Annotated in this window: 20 protein-coding genes, 1 tRNA gene and 1 other RNA gene; 17 read left to right on the top strand and 5 right to left on the bottom strand. The window is 42.2% G+C overall.

Annotation, left to right across the window (positions count from 1 at the left end):
* Positions 1–30 precede the first annotated feature (30 nt).
* The 3 genes from nox (at position 31) to pdxT (ending at position 3,020) form a co-directional block, all read left to right on the top strand.
* Positions 31–1,410, top strand: coding sequence for a H2O-forming NADH oxidase (gene nox / locus HMPREF1149_RS08805; protein ID WP_000036759.1), 1,380 nt, complete (start codon positions 31–33; stop codon positions 1,408–1,410).
* Positions 1,411–1,562: 152 nt separating this feature from the next.
* Positions 1,563–2,438: a pyridoxal 5'-phosphate synthase lyase subunit PdxS gene (gene pdxS, locus HMPREF1149_RS08800; protein WP_000138521.1), complete on the top strand. Its 876-nt coding sequence runs from the start codon at positions 1,563–1,565 to the stop codon at positions 2,436–2,438.
* A complete protein-coding gene (gene pdxT, locus HMPREF1149_RS08795) occupies positions 2,439–3,020 on the top strand; it encodes a pyridoxal 5'-phosphate synthase glutaminase subunit PdxT (protein WP_000689960.1) in 582 nt (193 codons plus the stop codon).
* Positions 3,021–3,039: 19 nt separating this feature from the next.
* On the opposite strand, the gene trhA is transcribed toward pdxT, so the two are convergent.
* Both trhA and HMPREF1149_RS08785 read right to left on the bottom strand, forming a co-directional pair.
* Complete coding sequence (trhA, locus tag HMPREF1149_RS08790; protein WP_001097970.1) at positions 3,040–3,687, bottom strand: PAQR family membrane homeostasis protein TrhA; 648 nt, start codon at positions 3,685–3,687, stop codon at positions 3,040–3,042.
* Positions 3,684–4,130, bottom strand: coding sequence for a DUF1836 domain-containing protein (locus tag HMPREF1149_RS08785; protein WP_001087584.1), 447 nt, complete (start codon positions 4,128–4,130; stop codon positions 3,684–3,686). The genes trhA and HMPREF1149_RS08785 overlap by 4 nt, the downstream gene beginning before the upstream one ends.
* Positions 4,131–4,264: 134 nt before the next feature.
* On the opposite strand from HMPREF1149_RS08785, the gene HMPREF1149_RS08780 reads away from it, so the two are divergent.
* The 7 genes from HMPREF1149_RS08780 (at position 4,265) to trxB (ending at position 8,619) form a co-directional block, all read left to right on the top strand.
* Entirely contained in the window at positions 4,265–4,759 is a 495-nt protein-coding gene (locus HMPREF1149_RS08780; RefSeq protein ID WP_000405857.1) for a GNAT family N-acetyltransferase, read from the top strand.
* Positions 4,756–5,271: a methylated-DNA--[protein]-cysteine S-methyltransferase gene (locus HMPREF1149_RS08775; protein WP_000810631.1), complete on the top strand. Its 516-nt coding sequence runs from the start codon at positions 4,756–4,758 to the stop codon at positions 5,269–5,271. The genes HMPREF1149_RS08780 and HMPREF1149_RS08775 overlap by 4 nt, the downstream gene beginning before the upstream one ends.
* Positions 5,272–5,283: 12 nt before the next feature.
* The gene (locus HMPREF1149_RS08770) at positions 5,284–5,640 is read left to right on the top strand and encodes an arsenate reductase family protein (RefSeq protein ID WP_000889085.1); all 357 of its coding nucleotides are present in this window, start codon (positions 5,284–5,286) and stop codon (positions 5,638–5,640) included.
* A gap of 156 nt (positions 5,641–5,796) precedes the next feature.
* A complete protein-coding gene (locus HMPREF1149_RS08765; protein ID WP_000219164.1) occupies positions 5,797–6,597 on the top strand; it encodes an amino acid ABC transporter permease in 801 nt (266 codons plus the stop codon).
* Complete coding sequence (locus HMPREF1149_RS08760; protein WP_000590972.1) at positions 6,597–7,340, top strand: amino acid ABC transporter ATP-binding protein; 744 nt, start codon at positions 6,597–6,599, stop codon at positions 7,338–7,340. Before HMPREF1149_RS08765 ends, HMPREF1149_RS08760 begins: the two co-directional genes overlap by 1 nt.
* 77 nt (positions 7,341–7,417) lie before the next feature.
* Positions 7,418–7,642 carry a DUF4059 family protein gene (locus tag HMPREF1149_RS0102155; protein WP_000926603.1) on the top strand — a complete coding sequence of 75 codons (225 nt, stop codon included), beginning with the start codon at positions 7,418–7,420 and terminating at the stop codon, positions 7,640–7,642.
* Between the two features lie 65 nt (positions 7,643–7,707).
* A complete protein-coding gene (trxB, locus tag HMPREF1149_RS08755) occupies positions 7,708–8,619 on the top strand; it encodes a thioredoxin-disulfide reductase (protein WP_000272331.1) in 912 nt (303 codons plus the stop codon).
* A gap of 38 nt (positions 8,620–8,657) precedes the next feature.
* Here the strand turns inward: trxB and rlmB are convergent, their stop codons facing one another.
* Together rlmB and def are read right to left on the bottom strand one after the other, a co-directional pair.
* Positions 8,658–9,386, bottom strand: a complete 729-nt coding sequence (gene rlmB / locus HMPREF1149_RS08750) for a 23S rRNA (guanosine(2251)-2'-O)-methyltransferase RlmB (protein WP_000855725.1) — start codon at positions 9,384–9,386, stop codon at positions 8,658–8,660.
* A gap of 44 nt (positions 9,387–9,430) precedes the next feature.
* Positions 9,431–10,042 carry a peptide deformylase gene (gene def / locus HMPREF1149_RS08745; RefSeq protein WP_001272962.1) on the bottom strand — a complete coding sequence of 204 codons (612 nt, stop codon included), beginning with the start codon at positions 10,040–10,042 and terminating at the stop codon, positions 9,431–9,433.
* 155 nt (positions 10,043–10,197) lie between these two features.
* Between def and HMPREF1149_RS11395 the strand changes: the two genes are divergently transcribed.
* The 4 genes from HMPREF1149_RS11395 to ssrA all read left to right on the top strand — a co-directional run bounded on the left by HMPREF1149_RS11395 (position 10,198) and on the right by ssrA (position 13,411).
* Entirely contained in the window at positions 10,198–11,517 is a 1,320-nt protein-coding gene (locus HMPREF1149_RS11395) for a CapA family protein (protein ID WP_000415543.1), read from the top strand.
* Between the two features lie 23 nt (positions 11,518–11,540).
* Positions 11,541–12,368 carry an HAD family hydrolase gene (locus HMPREF1149_RS08730; RefSeq protein ID WP_000152914.1) on the top strand — a complete coding sequence of 276 codons (828 nt, stop codon included), beginning with the start codon at positions 11,541–11,543 and terminating at the stop codon, positions 12,366–12,368.
* Between the two features lies 1 nt (position 12,369).
* On the top strand, positions 12,370–13,005 hold the full coding sequence (locus tag HMPREF1149_RS08725) for an SGNH/GDSL hydrolase family protein (protein ID WP_000290630.1): 636 nt from the start codon (positions 12,370–12,372) through the stop codon (positions 13,003–13,005).
* 58 nt (positions 13,006–13,063) lie between these two features.
* Positions 13,064–13,411: a transfer-messenger RNA gene (gene ssrA / locus HMPREF1149_RS11390) on the top strand.
* A gap of 230 nt (positions 13,412–13,641) precedes the next feature.
* Here ssrA and HMPREF1149_RS08720 read toward each other — a convergent pair.
* Positions 13,642–13,729, bottom strand: a tRNA-Ser gene (locus tag HMPREF1149_RS08720).
* A 161-nt stretch (positions 13,730–13,890) separates the two neighbouring features.
* On the opposite strand from HMPREF1149_RS08720, the gene HMPREF1149_RS08715 reads away from it, so the two are divergent.
* The 3 genes from HMPREF1149_RS08715 to HMPREF1149_RS08705 are packed head-to-tail and all read left to right on the top strand — an operon-like array spanning position 13,891 to position 17,491.
* Positions 13,891–14,631, top strand: coding sequence for a DeoR/GlpR family DNA-binding transcription regulator (locus HMPREF1149_RS08715; RefSeq protein ID WP_000920630.1), 741 nt, complete (start codon positions 13,891–13,893; stop codon positions 14,629–14,631).
* Positions 14,628–15,539, top strand: coding sequence for a 1-phosphofructokinase (gene pfkB / locus HMPREF1149_RS08710; protein WP_000640800.1), 912 nt, complete (start codon positions 14,628–14,630; stop codon positions 15,537–15,539). Before HMPREF1149_RS08715 ends, pfkB begins: the two co-directional genes overlap by 4 nt.
* A complete protein-coding gene (locus HMPREF1149_RS08705; protein WP_000701415.1) occupies positions 15,536–17,491 on the top strand; it encodes a PTS fructose transporter subunit IIABC in 1,956 nt (651 codons plus the stop codon). The genes pfkB and HMPREF1149_RS08705 overlap by 4 nt, the downstream gene beginning before the upstream one ends.
* Positions 17,492–17,516 lie beyond the last annotated feature (25 nt).

Here is a 17,516-nt window from a genome sequence, read left to right as displayed (position 1 = left end):
AAATCAAAAATTAAAGGTAGGAATTTTTCTATGAGTAAAATCGTTGTAGTTGGTGCTAACCACGCTGGTACAGCTTGTATTAATACGATGTTGGATAACTTTGGTCATGAGAACGAAATCGTTGTATTTGACCAAAACTCAAATATTTCATTCCTTGGTTGTGGAATGGCGCTTTGGATCGGGGAACAAATTGATGGCCCAGAAGGTCTCTTCTACTCTGATAAAGAAAAATTGGAAGCAAAAGGTGCTAAAATTTACATGAACTCACCAGTTCTTTCAATTGACTACGATAACAAATTTGTGACTGCAGAAGTTGAAGGTAAAGAACACAAAGAGTCTTATGATAAATTGATCTTTGCGACAGGTTCAACTCCTATTTTGCCTCCAATCGAAGGTGTAGAAATCGTTAAAGGTAACCGCGAATTCAAAGCAACACTTGAAAATGTTCAATTTGTTAAGTTGTACCAAAATGCAGAAGAAGTTATCGAAAAACTTGCTGACAAGAGCAAACACCTTGAGCGCATTGCCGTTGTTGGTGGTGGTTACATCGGTGTTGAGCTGGCTGAAGCTTTCGAACGTCTTGGAAAAGAAGTGGTGCTTGTTGATATCGTAGACACTGTTTTGAACGGCTACTATGACAAAGACTTCACCCAAATGATGGCGAAGAACTTGGAAGACCACAACATCCGCTTGGCGCTTGGTCAAACAGTTAAAGCCATCCAAGGTGACGGTAAAGTTGAACGCTTGGTAACAGATAAAGAAACATTTGATGTGGATATGGTGGTTCTTGCAGTTGGTTTCCGTCCAAACACAGCTCTTGCTGACGGTAAGATTGAACTCTTCCGTAACGGTGCCTTCCTTGTAGATAAGAAACAAGAAACATCTATCCCAGGTGTATACGCTGTTGGTGACTGTGCGACTGTTTATGACAATGCTCGTAAAGACACTAGCTACATCGCTCTTGCATCTAACGCTGTACGTACTGGTATCGTTGGTGCTTACAATGCTTGTGGACATGAATTGGAAGGAATCGGAGTTCAAGGATCGAACGGTATCTCTATCTACGGTCTTCACATGGTTTCGACTGGTTTGACTCTTGAAAAAGCAAAAGCAGCAGGTTACAATGCAACTGAAACTGGCTTTAACGATCTTCAAAAACCAGAATTTATGAAGCATGACAACCACGAAGTTGCCATCAAGATTGTCTTTGATAAAGACAGTCGCGAAATCCTTGGTGCACAAATGGTTTCACATGATGCTGCTATCAGTATGGGAATCCACATGTTCTCACTTGCTATCCAAGAGCATGTAACGATTGATAAATTGGCATTGACAGACCTATTCTTCTTGCCACATTTCAACAAACCATACAACTACATTACAATGGCTGCACTTACAGCTGAAAAATAACAATAGCTGAACTATCTGACCTTAAATTAAGGTCAGATAGTTTTTTTAATCCATCTGTACCCAGACAATTATTGTTTTTCTATCTTGTGATTCCTTCTAATCTGGCTTAAAATGAAATGGTAGCTACCAATACAAATGATGAGGATTAAGAAATGACTGAAAATCGTTATGAACTAAATAAAAACTTGGCACAGATGCTCAAAGGTGGGGTTATCATGGACGTTCAGAACCCTGAACAGGCTCGTATCGCAGAGGCTGCTGGTGCGGCAGCTGTTATGGCCTTGGAGCGGATTCCAGCTGATATTCGTGCAGCTGGTGGAGTTTCTCGTATGAGTGATCCAAAGATGATTAAGGAAATCCAAGAAGCGGTCAGTATTCCAGTGATGGCCAAGGTCAGAATCGGGCATTTTGTTGAAGCTCAGATTTTAGAGGCTATTGAGATTGACTATATCGATGAGAGTGAAGTGCTGTCTCCAGCAGACGATCGTTTCCATGTGGACAAGAAAGAATTCCAAGTTCCTTTTGTCTGTGGAGCTAAGGATTTGGGTGAAGCCTTGCGTCGTATCGCTGAGGGAGCTTCCATGATTCGGACAAAAGGAGAACCCGGTACAGGAGACATTGTTCAAGCCGTTCGCCATATGCGCATGATGAATCAAGAAATTCGCCGTATTCAAAATTTACGCGAAGATGAACTTTATGTGGCTGCCAAGGACTTGCAAGTCCCTGTTGAATTGGTCCAATACGTTCATGAACATGGAAAATTACCAGTTGTCAACTTTGCAGCCGGAGGTGTTGCAACACCAGCAGATGCTGCGCTAATGATGCAACTGGGTGCAGAGGGCGTCTTTGTCGGTTCAGGTATTTTCAAATCAGGCGACCCTGTTAAACGAGCAAGTGCTATTGTTAAGGCCGTAACCAACTACCAAAATCCTCAAATTCTGGCTCAAATCTCTGAAGACCTAGGGGAAGCCATGGTTGGTATCAATGAGAGTGAAATTCAAATTCTCATGGCAGAGCGAGGGAAATAGATGAAAATCGGAATATTGGCCTTGCAAGGTGCCTTTGCAGAACATGCAAAAGTGCTAGAAAAGTTAGGTGTTGTTAGTGTCGAAATCAGAAATTTAGAGGATTTTCAACACCATCAGAGAGATTTGGCTGGTTTGATATTACCTGGCGGTGAGTCTACAACCATGGGCAAGCTCTTGCGCGACCAGAACATGCTGCTTCCCATCCGAGAAGCCATTCTATCTAGATTACCAGTCTTTGGAACTTGTGCGGGCTTGATTTTGCTGGCTAAGGAAATCACTTCTCAGGAAGAAAGTCATCTTGGAACCATGGATATAGTGGTTGAGCGCAATGCTTATGGACGCCAACTAGGAAGCTTCTATACAGAGGCAGAATGTAAGGGAGTCGGTCAGATTCCCATGACTTTTATCCGTGGACCGATTATCAGTAGTGTTGGAGAGGGTGTAGAAATTTTAGCAACAGTAGACGATCAAATCGTTGCAGCTCAAGAAGAGAATATGCTGGTGACCTCTTTTCATCCTGAGTTAACAGATGATGTTCGCTTGCACCAGTATTTTATCAATATGTGTAAAGAAAAAAGTTGAGAAAAGATTCTCAACTTTTTTATATGAAATAAACAATAGCAATGTACTGAAGTGCAGATGCTGCTAGGATAAAGAGATGCCAAATCATGTGGAAATAAGGTTTTTTCTTAGCGTAAAATCCAGCTCCAACTGTATAACAGAGCCCACCAGTTACCATGAGACTCCAGAAAATTGGTGTTGTTTGACTGATAATGGCAGGAATGATAGCCAGAACCAACCAGCCCATGATCAGGTAAAGGGCAAGGCTGAATTTCTCATTGACCTTTTTAGCAAAGATTTTATAAAGGATGCCAAAGATGGTCGTTCCCCACTGAATGGCAATGATCAGATAGCCAAACCAGTTATTCATCAAAGTCAATACGACCGGCGTATAAGAGCCCGCGATAGCCACGTAAATCATAGAATGGTCGATGATTCGCAAGACGTATTTGTGGGTCGAACCATAGGCCATAGAGTGGTAAATGGTTGACGAGAGGAACATGAGAAAGAGACTGATAACAAAGATTGAAACACCAAAAGATGATAAAAATCCGTGTGCTTCATAACTATAGGTGGATGAAATAGGGAGCAAGATGAGCATGATAACGGCACCCACAGCATGGGTCACACTATTAGCAATTTCCTCTCCAAAACTGAGTTTTTTACTGAGTTTTAGACTGGTATTCATTGGATTTCCTCCTCTTCTTTGATAAGGATTAAGTCTAGAGTTTGATGATAGAGTTTAACCGTTTGACAGCTAGTTTGGATAATAGGATTTTCTGGATCAATCCCATGGTTCATGTAGTCCACAAAAGCGTCGTAGAGCTGGTCTGAGCTTGCTTGAGTTTGCAGAGTATTCAGTGTTTGAGCGATTTCTTGGATCGAAAAGACAGACTTGAGAGTAGTAATAGCAATCAAACGTGCAATCTGTTTGCGTTGGTATTTTTTCTTGTCTGGCTTTGTCAGGTAACCATGTTTGACATAGTTATTGACCATAGATGCTGTTAACCCCTTGTCCTTATCTGGAGAGATAGGGGCACAGACTTGATTGACATAAAGCAAAACCTGATCCAGATAGAGGTCAATGTTTGGAATTTCTTCCCATTTTGGGTAGGAAAAGTTAGAATTCATTTCCAACTCCTTTTTATCTAGTTTCGATAACTAGATTATAAAATAATAAAAAACAAAAGTCAAGTTTCAACTGCTTGTAGAAAGCTTTAAATTATGCTATGATGAGAGAAATTAGTTAGAAATGAGGGGAAGAGATGGAGATTCGTTTAGCTTTTCCAAACGAAGTAGATGTGATTATGCAGGTGATGGAGGATGCCAAAAAGTGTTTAGCTAAGTCTGGTAGTGGCCAGTGGCAAAATGGCTATCCAAATGCTGACATCATTATTGATGATATTATCTCAGGCCAAGCTTATGTGGCCTTGGAAGAGGGAGAACTGCTAGCCTATGCTGCTGTGACCAAGAGCCCAGAGGAAGCCTATGAAGCCATTTATGAAGGAAGTTGGCAAGGGGGAGAGTCAGAATATCTGGTCTTTCACCGTATCGCTGTGGCAGCAGATGTACAAGGACAAGGTGTTGCTCAGACTTTCCTAGAAGGCTTGATTGAAGGTTTTGATTATCTAGATTTTCGTTCAGATACGCATGCACAAAACAAGGCCATACAGCATATCTTTGAAAAGCTAGGCTTCCAACAGGTTGGTAAGGTTCCAGTTGATGGGGAACGTTTGGCCTATCAGAAATTAAAAAAATGAAGCAGAAAAAGTACGCAAAAATGCTCTACTCGTCGCCAATTGGAACCTTGTCCTTGGTTGCTGACGAGCAATATCTGTATGGAATTTGGGTGCAGGACCAAACTCATTTTGAGAGGGGATTAGGGGATGAAACGATAGAAGAAGTTGCTAGCCATCCTGTATTAGAGCAAGTTATTTCCTATTTAGATACCTATTTCGAAGGCAGTGTTCAGGACCTATCAGACTTACCTTTGGCTCCCATTGGAACAGATTTTGAAAAGCGAGTCTGGACTTACTTACAGGCCATTCCTTATGGTCAAACAGTAACTTACGGACAAATAGCTCAAGATCTGCAAGTGGCTTCTGCTCAAGCGATTGGCGGAGCAGTGGGGCGTAATCCTTGGTCCATCTTCGTACCCTGTCACCGTGTGCTGGGATCAGGCAATCGTCTGACAGGCTATGCATCTGGAGTCGAAAAGAAAGCCTGGCTCTTGCAACATGAAGGTGCAGCATTTCAAGAAAATAAAAAATAGAAAGAAAAGCAAATGTTAGAATTTATCGAATACCCAAAATGTTCAACTTGTAAGAAAGCAAAACAAGAATTAAACCAACTCGGTGTGGACTACAAAGCTGTCCATATCGTAGAAGAAACCCCAAGTGAAGACGTGATTTTGAACTGGTTGGAAACTTCTGGTTTTGAAGTGAAACAATTTTTTAATACCAGCGGAATCAAATACCGTGAACTAGGCTTGAAAGGTAAGGTGGGAAGCTTATCAAAACAAGAAGCAGCTAAGCTTCTGGCTAGTGATGGCATGTTGTTAAAACGTCCAATTTTGGTGGAGAATGGTGCTGTTAAACAAATCGGCTATAGAAAAAACTATGAGGACTTAGGTTTGAGATAGTTTTTATTTATCTCCTTGATAGGTAAAATATATAGCCTCCCTGTTTTAAAGTGTGATAAACTAGAAGGTAGACAAAGTCTGCTTTTCCCGTAGCAAATAATTTGCTTGCGAGCAGAAGTATGATAGAATGAATCATTATCAGGAGAGGATGTTTTTATGACTGTTACAACATTTTTAGCATCAGATTGGTATCAAAGTTTGATGCAACTCATTCCGGATGGTAAACTCTTTAGTTTGCGTTCGGTCTTTGATGGAATTCCAAGGATTGTCCAACAACTGCCTACAACCTTGATGTTGACGCTTGGAGGTGCACTCTTTGGTTTGCTACTTGCCCTGATTTTTGCCATTGTTAAGATCAATCGTGTTAAGATTCTATATCCCTTGCAGGCCTTTTTCGTCAGCTTCTTAAAAGGTACTCCAATCCTAGTTCAACTTATGTTGACCTACTACGGAATTCCTTTAGCACTGAAAGCTATCAACCAACAATGGGGAACTGGTCTCAATATCAATGCGATTCCAGCGGCACTTTTTGCGATTGTGGCCTTTGCTTTTAATGAGGCGGCTTATGCAAGTGAAACGATTCGTGCAGCTATTCTTTCTGTTAATCCAGGTGAAATTGAGGCGGCGCGTAGTTTGGGTATGACGCGAGCACAAGTTTACCGTCGTGTGATTATTCCAAATGCGGCGGTGGTAGCGACGCCGACTTTGATTAACTCCCTTATCGGTTTGACCAAGGGAACTTCTCTAGCCTTTAGTGCAGGTGTTGTGGAGGTCTTTGCCCAAGCTCAGATTTTGGGTGGAGCCGATTATCGCTATTTTGAGCGCTTTATCTCTGTTGCTCTTGTTTATTGGGTAGTCAATATCGGAATTGAAAGCCTCGGTCGTTTCATTGAAAAGAAAATGGCTATTTCAGCCCCAGACACAGTGTCTACAGATGTGAAAGGAGACCTTCGTTAATGATTAAGATTTCGAATTTAAGCAAATCCTTTTCAGGACAGACTGTCTTGGATCATCTGGACTTGGATATCCAAAAGGGAGAAGTAGTAGCCTTGATTGGTTCATCTGGAGCTGGGAAGTCAACCTTTCTTCGTAGTTTGAACTACCTTGAAACTCCAGATAGTGGAACGATTCAGATTGACAATTTTAAAGTTGATTTTTCTAAGATTAGCCAAGAAGAGATCCTAACCCTTCGCCGCAAGTTATCTATGGTTTTCCAACAGTTTAATTTGTTTGAACGCCGAACTGCTCTTGACAATGTCAAGGAAGGTTTGGTTATCGTTAAAAAATTATCGGACGATGAAGCAACAAAAATCGCTAAGGAAGAGTTGGCCAAGGTTGGTCTTTCTGACCGTGAAAACCATTATCCTCGCCATTTATCAGGTGGACAAAAGCAACGGGTTGCCCTCGCGCGTGCGCTTGCTATGAAACCAGATGTCTTGCTCTTGGACGAGCCCACTTCAGCCCTTGACCCAGAGTTGGTCGGTGAGGTAGAAAAATCTATTGCAGATGCTGCCAAGTCAGGTCAGACCATGATTTTGGTCAGTCACGATATGTCTTTTGTAACCCAAGTGGCAGACAAGGTTTTATTCCTAGATAAAGGGAAAATCATCGAGTCTGGCACACCGGATGAAATCATCAATCATCCGAAAGAAGAACGGACAAAAGAATTCTTTGCTAGTTACAAACGGACTTATATTTGATATAATAGAAAAAGGAAAACTCAGTTAGTTGGACTAGCTGAGTTTACTCTTTAAAAAAGATAGAAACGAGAGAGATCATGCTGCTGCAACTGTTTTCCTTATATTTCGAGAGTTTGATCTTAACGACTATCCTTGTCGTGATTTTTCTGGGGATTTGGATTGGATTGAGAGCCATGTCTGGTGTGGACAAGACAGCCAAAGCTCGCCAAGCTCATCTCTATGATATGATTATGATTGGAGTTTTGGTCGTTCCGGTGTTATCCTTTGCCGTCATGAGTTTGCTCTTGGTTTTCAAGGCATAATCCTTGCGTGACTAGCAAGAATGAGTTAGAATAAAGATAGTTACAACAAGAAAGAAGGAATCAAAATGTACGATACGATTATTATCGGTGCTGGACCTGCGGGAATGACCGCTGCCTTATATGCTGCTCGCAGCAATCTGAAAGTGGCTTTGATTGAAGGTGGTCTGCCAGGCGGGCAGATGAATAACACATCTGATATTGAAAACTATCCAGGTTATGCCAATATCAGTGGACCTGAATTGGCTGAAAAGATGTTTGAACCACTTGAAAACCTTGGAGTGGAGCATCTTTATGGCTATGTTGAAAATATTGAAGACCAGGGTGACTATAAGAAGGTAATCACTGATGATCAAGTTTACGAAACCCGTACTGTCATTGTGGCAACTGGGTCAAAACACCGTCTTTTGGGGGTTCCTGGAGAAGAAGAACTGAACAGTCGTGGTGTTTCTTACTGTGCAGTCTGTGATGGAGCTTTCTTCCGTGACCAAGACTTGCTCGTAGTCGGTGGTGGAGATTCAGCGGTAGAAGAAGCCCTCTTCTTAACTCGCTTTGCCAAGACTGTTACCATTGTTCACCGTCGTGACCAACTTCGTGCTCAAAAGGTTTTGCAAGACCGTGCCTTTGCAAATGAGAAAGTCAACTTTATCTGGGACTCTGTAGTCAAGGAAATCAAGGGTGAAAACCGAGTAGAATCTGTCGTATTTGAAAATGTGAAAACAGGTCAAGTAACAGAACAAGCCTTCGGTGGTGTCTTTATCTATGTTGGTTTGGATCCTGTTAGCGATTTTGTTAAAGAATTGAATATCCAAGACCAGGCAGGCTGGATTGTGACAGATAATCACATGAAAACTGCCGTTGACGGTATCTTTGCGGTTGGGGATGTTCGCCAAAAAGATCTTCGCCAAGTAACAACAGCAGTTGGTGATGGGGCGATTGCTGGTCAAGAAGCCTATAAATTTATCACAGAACATAGTTAAGCAAAAAAGTTTCCAATCAACTTGATTGGAAACTTTTTTTATAGTCGGTTTCGGAAAACTTCGTACATGAGAATGGCTGCAGCCACACTTGCATTGAGGCTTTGAACATGTCCATTCATCGGAATGGTAATCATTTCATCGACCTGTTTTTTGATGTTGCTGGAGATGCCTCTTCCTTCATTTCCGATGATGAGGGCTATTTTCCCTTTTGTATTCCACTTGTGGCAAGGGGTACCGTTCATATCCGTTCCAAAGGTCCAGAAGCCTTCATCCTTGAGTTTGTCTAGGGTTTGACTGAGGTTGGTCACTCGGGCAATCGGTACATGCTCAATAGCACCTGTGGCCGTTTTGGCAACGACAGGAGTCACTCCGACAGCACGGTGCTTGGGAATGATGACACCTGAAACATTGGTCGCATCAGCAGTTCTTAAGATAGAACCTAGATTATGGGGGTCAGTTAGACCATCCAGAATCAATAGAAGTGGATTTTCCTCTTGACGTGTTTTTGCAAGGATGTGATCCAGCTCGCTATAGGCAAATTCGGACACTCGTAGAACAAAACCTTGGTGGACAGCGCCTTTGGTCATTTCAGAGAGGGATTTTTTTGGAGTCCAAGAGATGGAGACCTTTTTCTCAGCAGCCAGTTCCTTGACCTTCTCAACATTTTTACCTCGGAGATCATCTTGGAGGTAGAGTTTGTTTCCAGTATTTGCAAGGAGGGCTTCTGTAACGGCGTGGACGCCATAGACAATATCATTTGTTTTCATGCCTCTATTATAACACAAAACCCCGTCTTGCAACGGGATTTTCTTTATTCGAGGATGAGGAGTCCATCTTTGATAGCAAATGGGTCTTTCTCATTGATACGATCGTAGAACATGATTCCGTTGATGTGGTCAATTTCATGTTGGACAACGATAGAGTTGTATCCTTTAAGCTTGATGCGGTGTTTTTCTCCGTCCTTGTCAAAGTAATCAACAGTGACGCGAGCATGACGAACAACATAGCCGGGAACTACACGGTCGACAGATAGGCACCCTTCTCCTTCGCCAAGAGCAGCGTCCTGAACAGAGTGAGAGACGATTTTTGGATTGTACATAATAGCTTGTAAGTCGTAGGCTTCCTGTGGAGTTTCACCTTCTTCCACAATATTTGGCACTAAAACAGCGATAACACGTTTTGAGATATCGAGTTGGGGAGCAGCCAATCCAACACCACCGCGGAGCCCCATTTTCTCAGCCATAACAGGATCTTGGGAATGTTTGAGGAATTGCATCATCTTTTCTCCAAGGATGATTTCCTGGTCAGACAGTGGGAAAGTGACCTCCTCAGCAACCGCGCGTAAAGTTGGGTTCCCCTCACGGATAATATCGTTCATATTAATTAAATGAGCAGCTTTTGTAATACGTTCTATAGCAGACATTTTCTCTCCTTTCATTACCTCTACATGATAACACAAAATAGGCGAGAAAGAAAGTCACAGAAGTTCCTAAAAAATAATATAATAAACGGTATTCCTCTTTTGTCTGTGGTATAATAAAAGAAAAGACTTGCAGTAAAAGCAAGGGGGGAATAAAGATGGAAAAGCGACAAGATAGACGGTCTCATGGTCCTATTTTTGGATTGTTGAAGAGTAGTATTGGTTTCTTTAGGAATTATAAATCTTGGACAAATGCCCAGTTTATTACGGTGCTGTTGCTTGCAGTTTCCTTGTCTATGGGGCTGAACTTGTTGATCCAAGCAGTACAAGGTAACAAGGGAACAAGTCCGAGTGGTCAAACTCTTGATTCTGCTCAGATGTCTGGTCAGTCTAAGGAAAATCAGTCTGCCGAAACGACAGCTCGTATCATGGCAAATGGTGACCTTCTCTACCATATTCCTATCTACCGAACAGCTCTGAAAGAAGATGGAACCTATGATTTCCATGAAAATTTTGAGTATGTAAAACCCTGGCTCAAACAAGCGGATTTAGTGCTTGGTGACTTTGAAGGAACGGTGAACAAGGACCACTACTTGGCAGGTTACCCTCTCTTTAATGCACCTGTAGAAGTCATGGATGCTATCAAGGATGCAGGCTATCAAGTTCTAGACTTGGCTCATAATCACATCTTGGATTCTCAGATAGAGGGAGTGGTTTCGACAGCAGAAGCTATTGAAAAGGCAGGGATGACACCCATAGGAGTCTACACACATGAATCCCGTGACCAAGCTCCGCTAGTTATCAAGGAAGTCAATGGTATCAAGGTAGCTCTCCTAGCCTATTCTTACGGTTTTAATGGCATTGAGCAGTATATCTCTCAAGAGGATTATAATCGCTATCTTTCTGACCTGAATGAAGATAAGATGAAGGCAGAAATTGAGCGTGCAGAGAAGGAAGCGGATATTACTGTCATCATGCCTCAGATGGGAATTGAGTACCAGCTAGAACCAACGGAAGAACAGAAAACACTGTACCATAAGATGATTGACTGGGGAGCAGATATTATCTTTGGAGGGCATCCTCACGTCGTTGAACCTGCTGAAACAGTTGAAAAAGATGGTGACAAAAAACTGATCATCTACTCCATGGGGAATTTTCTCTCAAATCAGCGCATTGAAACCATGCAAGATGAGGAAAATGCCAAGTGGACGGAGCGCGGTGTTCTCATGGATGTGACCATTAAGAAAAAAGATGGCAAGACTAGGATTGAAACGGCCAAAGCGCATCCTACTTGGGTCAATCGAACACCCAAAGGGACTTACTCTCCAGAAGGCTATCCGCTCTTCCTCTATCAGACCTATATCCTAGAGGACTTCATTGAGGGAGGCAGTCACCGTGACAAGTTGGACGAGGCGACCAAGGAACGAATTGACACGGCCTATAAAGAAATGAATGAACATGTAGGGTTGAAGTGGTAGGTGCTCACCCTAAAGGAGATAGGATGACGATTAAATTAATTGCAACAGACATGGATGGAACCTTGCTAGACCCGAGGGGGCAGCTAGATCTGCCCCGCTTGGAAAAGATTTTAGATCAGCTGGATCAAAGGGATATCCGTTTTGTCATTGCGACAGGGAATGAAGTTCACCGTATGAGGCAATTACTGGAGCACTTGGCGAGTAGAGTAGTTCTAGTCGTTGCCAATGGGGCGCGTATTTTTGAAAACAACGAACTGATTCAAGCACAGACTTGGGATGATGCTATGGTTGACAAGGCTTTAGTTCATTTTAAAGGGAGGGAGTGTCGAGATCAATTTGTTGTCACTAGTATGAATGGGAGTTTTGTCAAGAAAGGAACTGTTTTTACAGAACTTGATAAATTTATGACTCCTGAGATGATTGAAAAACTCTATCGGCATACAAACTTTGTTGAAGAGCTCAGATCGGACCTCTTCGGTGGAGTGTTAAAGATGAGCATGGTCGTCGGTGAAGAACGTTCTAGTTCTGTTTTGCAGGAAATCAATGACCTCTTTGATGGGCATGTAAGAGCCGTTTCCAGTGGTTATGGTTGTATCGATATCCTACAGGCTGGTGTTCACAAGGCTTGGGGATTGGAAGAATTACTCAAGCGCTGGGATTTGAAATCGGAACAAATCATGGCTTTCGGTGATAGCGAAAATGATGTCGAAATGTTAGAACTGGCTGGAATTGCCTATGCTATGGGAAACGCAGCTGATGAGGTCAAGGCCGTTGCGACTGCCCTAGCTCCAGCTAACAGCCAGGCGGGCGTTTATCAAGTCCTAGAAAATTGGTTAGAGAAAGAGGGATAAGGTGGCAGTACAGTTATTAGAGAATTGGCTCTTAAAAGAGCAGGAAAAAATTCAAACCAAGTATCGTGAATTGAATCAAATTTCTGTCCTAGAGCCAGATATCATTTTTATTGGTGATTCGATTGTGGAATATTACCCTCTTCAAGAGTTGTTGGGAACTGCCAAGACGATTGTCAATCGTGGCATTCGAGGCTACCAGACGAGACTTTTATTAGAGAATTTGGATGCCCATCTTTATGGTGATGCTATCGATCAAATTGTTCTCTTAATTGGGACAAACGATATCGGAAAAGATATTCCCATGAATGAAGCCTTGGATAATCTTGAAGGTGTGATTCAATCGCTTAACCGAGATTATCCGCTATCACAAATAAAGCTTGTTTCTATTTTGCCAGTCAATGAAGGAGAAGAATACAAGCAGACAGTATATATTCGTACCAATGAAAAGATCAGAGAATGGAATCAAGCCTATGAGGCTCTAGCTTCCGCCTATATGCAAGTAGATTTTGTGTCGATTTATGATAGTTTGACAGATTCAGAAGGACAACTTAAATCAGCCTATACAACGGATGGTCTCCATCTAAGTGTAGCTGGTTATCAAGCCTTATCAGATGCTTTGAAAACGTATCTTTTCTAAAGAATTGGCTTGATTTTGCATTTTTTATGAAGATAGGTTATAATAGTTCTAACATCCTGGGGTCGTTACGGATTCGACAGGCATTATGAGGCATATTTTGCAACCCGTGTGGCGACGTAAACGCTCAGTTAAATATAACTGCAAAAAATAACACTTCTTACGCTCTAGCTGCCTAAAAACCAGCAGGCGTGACCTGATTTGGATTGCTCGTGTTCAATGACAGGTCTTATGATTAGCGAGATACGATTAAGCCTTGTCTAGTGGTTTGATAAGAGATTGATAGACTCGCAGTTCCTAGGCTTGAGTTATGTGTCGAGGAGCTGTTAAAACAATACATAACCTATGGTTGTAGACAAATATGTTGGCAGGTGTTTGGACGTGGGTTCGACTCCCACCGGCTCCATATATATTTTGCATTCTTTCGCAAACCTTTCTAAAACGTTGATAAATCAGCGTTTTTTGTTTTTGCCTTTTGTATTCCTTGGTATTCTTTTGCTAAAAAAGGATACAACATTTTTGTCGTATCCTAGAAATCTATATCCTTTTGTTTTATGAAATCATATAGTGTTTGTATTATTTGATTTTTAAATACTTGTGATAAAAAAACTGCACCGAAATGCAGTTTTTGTTTTTCTACGGAAGACATGGGATTCGAACCCACGCACGCTGTTACACGCCTACCGCGTTTCCAACACGGCCTCTTAAGCCTCTTGAGTAATCTTCCAATACTTACTCAAATAGTCTACCATAAAGGACTTTATCTTGCAATAAAAATTTTGGAAATAAGAAAAATGATAGAATTTGAAAGAAAATGATAAAAAATGCTTGACTTTGGTAGATAATGTGCTAGAATGAATAGTGTAAACGATAACAGGAGGTGGTTTGGTGTTAAAAACTGAGCGGAAGCAACTGATTTTAGAGGAGTTAAATCAACATCATGTAGTTTCCCTAGAAAAATTGGTCAGTATATTAGAAACATCAGAATCAACGGTACGAAGAGATTTAGATGAGTTGGAGGCGGAAAACAAGCTTCGCCGTGTGCATGGAGGAGCAGAATTGCCCCACTCCTTGCGGGAAGAAGAAACCATCCAAGAAAAATCTGTCAAAAACCTTCAAGAGAAGAAGTTGCTAGCTCAGAAGGCGGCCTCTCTCATCAAGGAGAAAGATGTTATCTTTATCGATGCTGGCACAGCAACTGCTTTTTTAATCAAGGAATTGGTTGATAAGAATATCACAGTTGTGACCAACTCCATTCACCATGCGGCTCAGTTGGTTGAAAAACAGATTCCAACAGTCATGGTTGGAGGAAGTGTCAAAATGGCAACAGATGCATGTATCGGTGGTGTTGCTCTTAACCAAATCAATCAATTGCACTTTGACCGTGCCTTTATCGGGATGAATGGTGTAGATGATGGCTATTATACGACTCCTGATATGGAGGAGGGAGCCGTTAAGCGTGCTATTTTAGAGAATGCCAAACAAACCTATGTCTTGGCCGATTCGTCTAAGATTGGTCAGACTTGCTTTGCCAAGGTAGCACCTCTCAAACGCGCTATTGTCATCACAAGTCAAGGGCATGAGCTCTTGCAGGCTATTAAGAAGAAAACGGAGGTAATAGAAGTATGATTTATACAGTCACACTCAATCCATCTATTGACTATATCGTGCGCTTGGACCAAGTTCAAGTCGGTAGTGTCAATCGTATGGACAGTGATGATAAGTTTGCCGGTGGGAAAGGAATCAATGTCAGTCGTGTCTTGAAACGCTTGGATATTCCTAATACTGCGACTGGATTTATCGGAGGCTTTACTGGTAAATTTATCACAGATACTCTGGCAGAAGAGGAAATCGAAACACGTTTTGTCCAAGTAGCAGAAGATACTCGTATCAATGTTAAAATCAAAGCAGACCAAGAAACAGAAATCAATGGAACGGGTCCAAATGTGGAACCAGCTCAGCTAGAAGAATTGAAAGCTATTTTGTCTAGTCTGACAGCAGATGATACGGTTGTGTTTGCGGGTTCGAGTGCTAAGAACCTAGGCAATGTTATCTATAAGGATTTGATTGCATTGACACGCCAGACTGGTGCGCAAGTGGTTTGTGACTTTGAAGGACAGACCTTGATTGATAGTTTAGACTACCAGCCACTTTTGGTTAAACCAAACAATCACGAACTTGGAGCTATCTTTGGAGTGAAACTTGAAAGTTTAGATGAAATCGAGAAATATGCTCGAGAATTGTTAGCTAAAGGTGCTCAAAACGTTATCATCTCCATGGCTGGGGACGGTGCCCTCCTTGTCACATCTGAAGGAGCTTACTTCGCAAAACCTATCAAGGGAACGGTCAAAAATTCAGTTGGTGCTGGTGACTCTATGGTTGCTGGATTTACCGGCGAATTTGTCAAATCAAAAGACGCAGTAGAGGCCTTCAAATGGGGAGTGGCTTGTGGGACAGCAACTACTTTCTCTGATGACTTGGCAACTGCAGCATTTATAAAAGAAACTTATGAAAAAGTTGAGGTAGAAAAACGATGAAAATTCAAGACCTATTGAGAAAAGATGTCATGTTGCTGGATTTGCAGGCGACTGAAAAAACAGCAGCTATTGAAGAGATGATTCATAGCTTGGTAGATCACGGTTATGTGACGGATTTTGAAACCTTTAAAGAAGGAATCTTAGCGCGTGAAGCTCTAACTTCCACTGGATTGGGTGATGGAATCGCTATGCCTCACAGTAAAAATTCTGCTGTCAAAGAAGCAACGGTTCTCTTTGCTAAGTCAAACAAGGGTGTTGACTACGAAAGCTTGGATGGGCAACCAACAGACCTCTTCTTCATGATTGCTGCTCCAGAAGGTGCCAATGATACTCACTTGGCAGCATTGGCAGAATTGTCTCAATACTTGATGAAAGATGGTTTCGCTGACAAACTTCGTCAAGTAACATCTGCAGATCAAGTTATCGAACTTTTTGACCAAGCTTCAGAAAAAGCTGAGGAACCTATCCCAGTACCTGCTAATGACTCTGGCGACTTTATCGTAGCTGTTACAGCTTGTACGACAGGGATTGCCCACACTTACATGGCTCAAGAAGCCCTTCAAAAAGTAGCTGCTGAAATGGGTGTTGGGATCAAGGTTGAAACCAATGGTGCTAGCGGTGTTGGAAATCAACTTACTGCAGAGGACATCCGCAAGGCTAAAGCTGTTATCATCGCTGCTGACAAGGCTGTTGAGATGGATCGTTTCGATGGCAAACCATTGGTTAATCGTCCAGTTGCAGACGGTATCCGTAAGACAGAAGAATTGATCAACTTGGCTCTTTCTGGGGATGCTGAAGTTTACCATGCTGCTAACGGAGCAAAAACTGCAACAGCATCTAATGAAAAACAAGGCCTTGGTGCTGCCTTCTACAAACATTTGATGAGTGGTGTATCCCAAATGTTGCCATTCGTTATCGGTGGTGGTATCATGATTGCCCTTGCTTTCTTGATTGATGGTGCTTTGGGTGTGCCACAAGATAGTCTTAGCAATCTCGGATCCTACCATGAGCTAGCTTCTATGTTCATGAAAATCGGTGGTGCTGCCTTTGGCTTGATGCTTCCAGTTTTTGCAGGTTATGTTGCCTACTCTATCGCTGAAAAACCAGGTTTGGTAGCTGGTTTTGTGGCTGGTGCTATTGCTAAAGAAGGTTTTGCCTTTGGTAAAATCCCTTATGCAGCTGGTGGTGAAGCAACTTCAACTCTTGCAGGTGTCTCATCTGGTTTCCTAGGTGCCCTTGTTGGTGGATTTATCGCAGGTGCCTTGGTTCTTGCTATCAAGAAGTATGTTAAAGTTCCTCGTTCACTTGAAGGTGCTAAATCAATCCTTCTCTTGCCACTTCTTGGAACAATCTTGACTGGATTTGTCATGCTAGCTGTTAACATCCCAATGGCAGCAATTAACACTGCTATGAATGACTTCCTTGGCGGTCTTGGAGGTGGATCAGCTGTCCTTCTCGGTATCGTTCTTGGTGGTATGATGGCTGTTGATATGGGTGGACCAGTCAACAAAGCTGCTTATGTCTTTGGTACAGGTACGCTTGCAGCAACTGTTTCTTCAGGTGGTTCTGTAGCCATGGCAGCAGTTATGGCTGGGGGAATGGTTCCACCACTTGCTATCTTTGTCGCAACCCTTCTTTTCAAAGATAAATTCACCAAGGAAGAACGCAACTCTGGTTTGACAAACATCATCATGGGCTTGTCATTTATCACTGAGGGAGCGATTCCATTTGGTGCCGCTGACCCAGCTCGTGCGATCCCAAGCTTCATCCTTGGTTCTGCAGTAGCAGGCGGACTCGTTGGTCTTACTGGAATTAAACTCATGGCGCCACACGGAGGAATCTTCGTTATCGCCCTCACTTCAAATGCTCTTCTTTACCTTGCTTCAGTCTTGGTAGGAGCAATCGTAAGTGGTGTGGTTTATGGTTACTTACGTAAACCATTAGAAAAATAATCACAAATACTCAAATGACTGAACA

The organism is Streptococcus sp. BS35b, assembly GCF_000286475.1.
GTDB classification, from domain to species: Bacteria; Bacillota; Bacilli; order Lactobacillales; family Streptococcaceae; genus Streptococcus; species Streptococcus oralis_W.
This window is presented reverse-complemented; position numbering and strand designations above follow the sequence as displayed.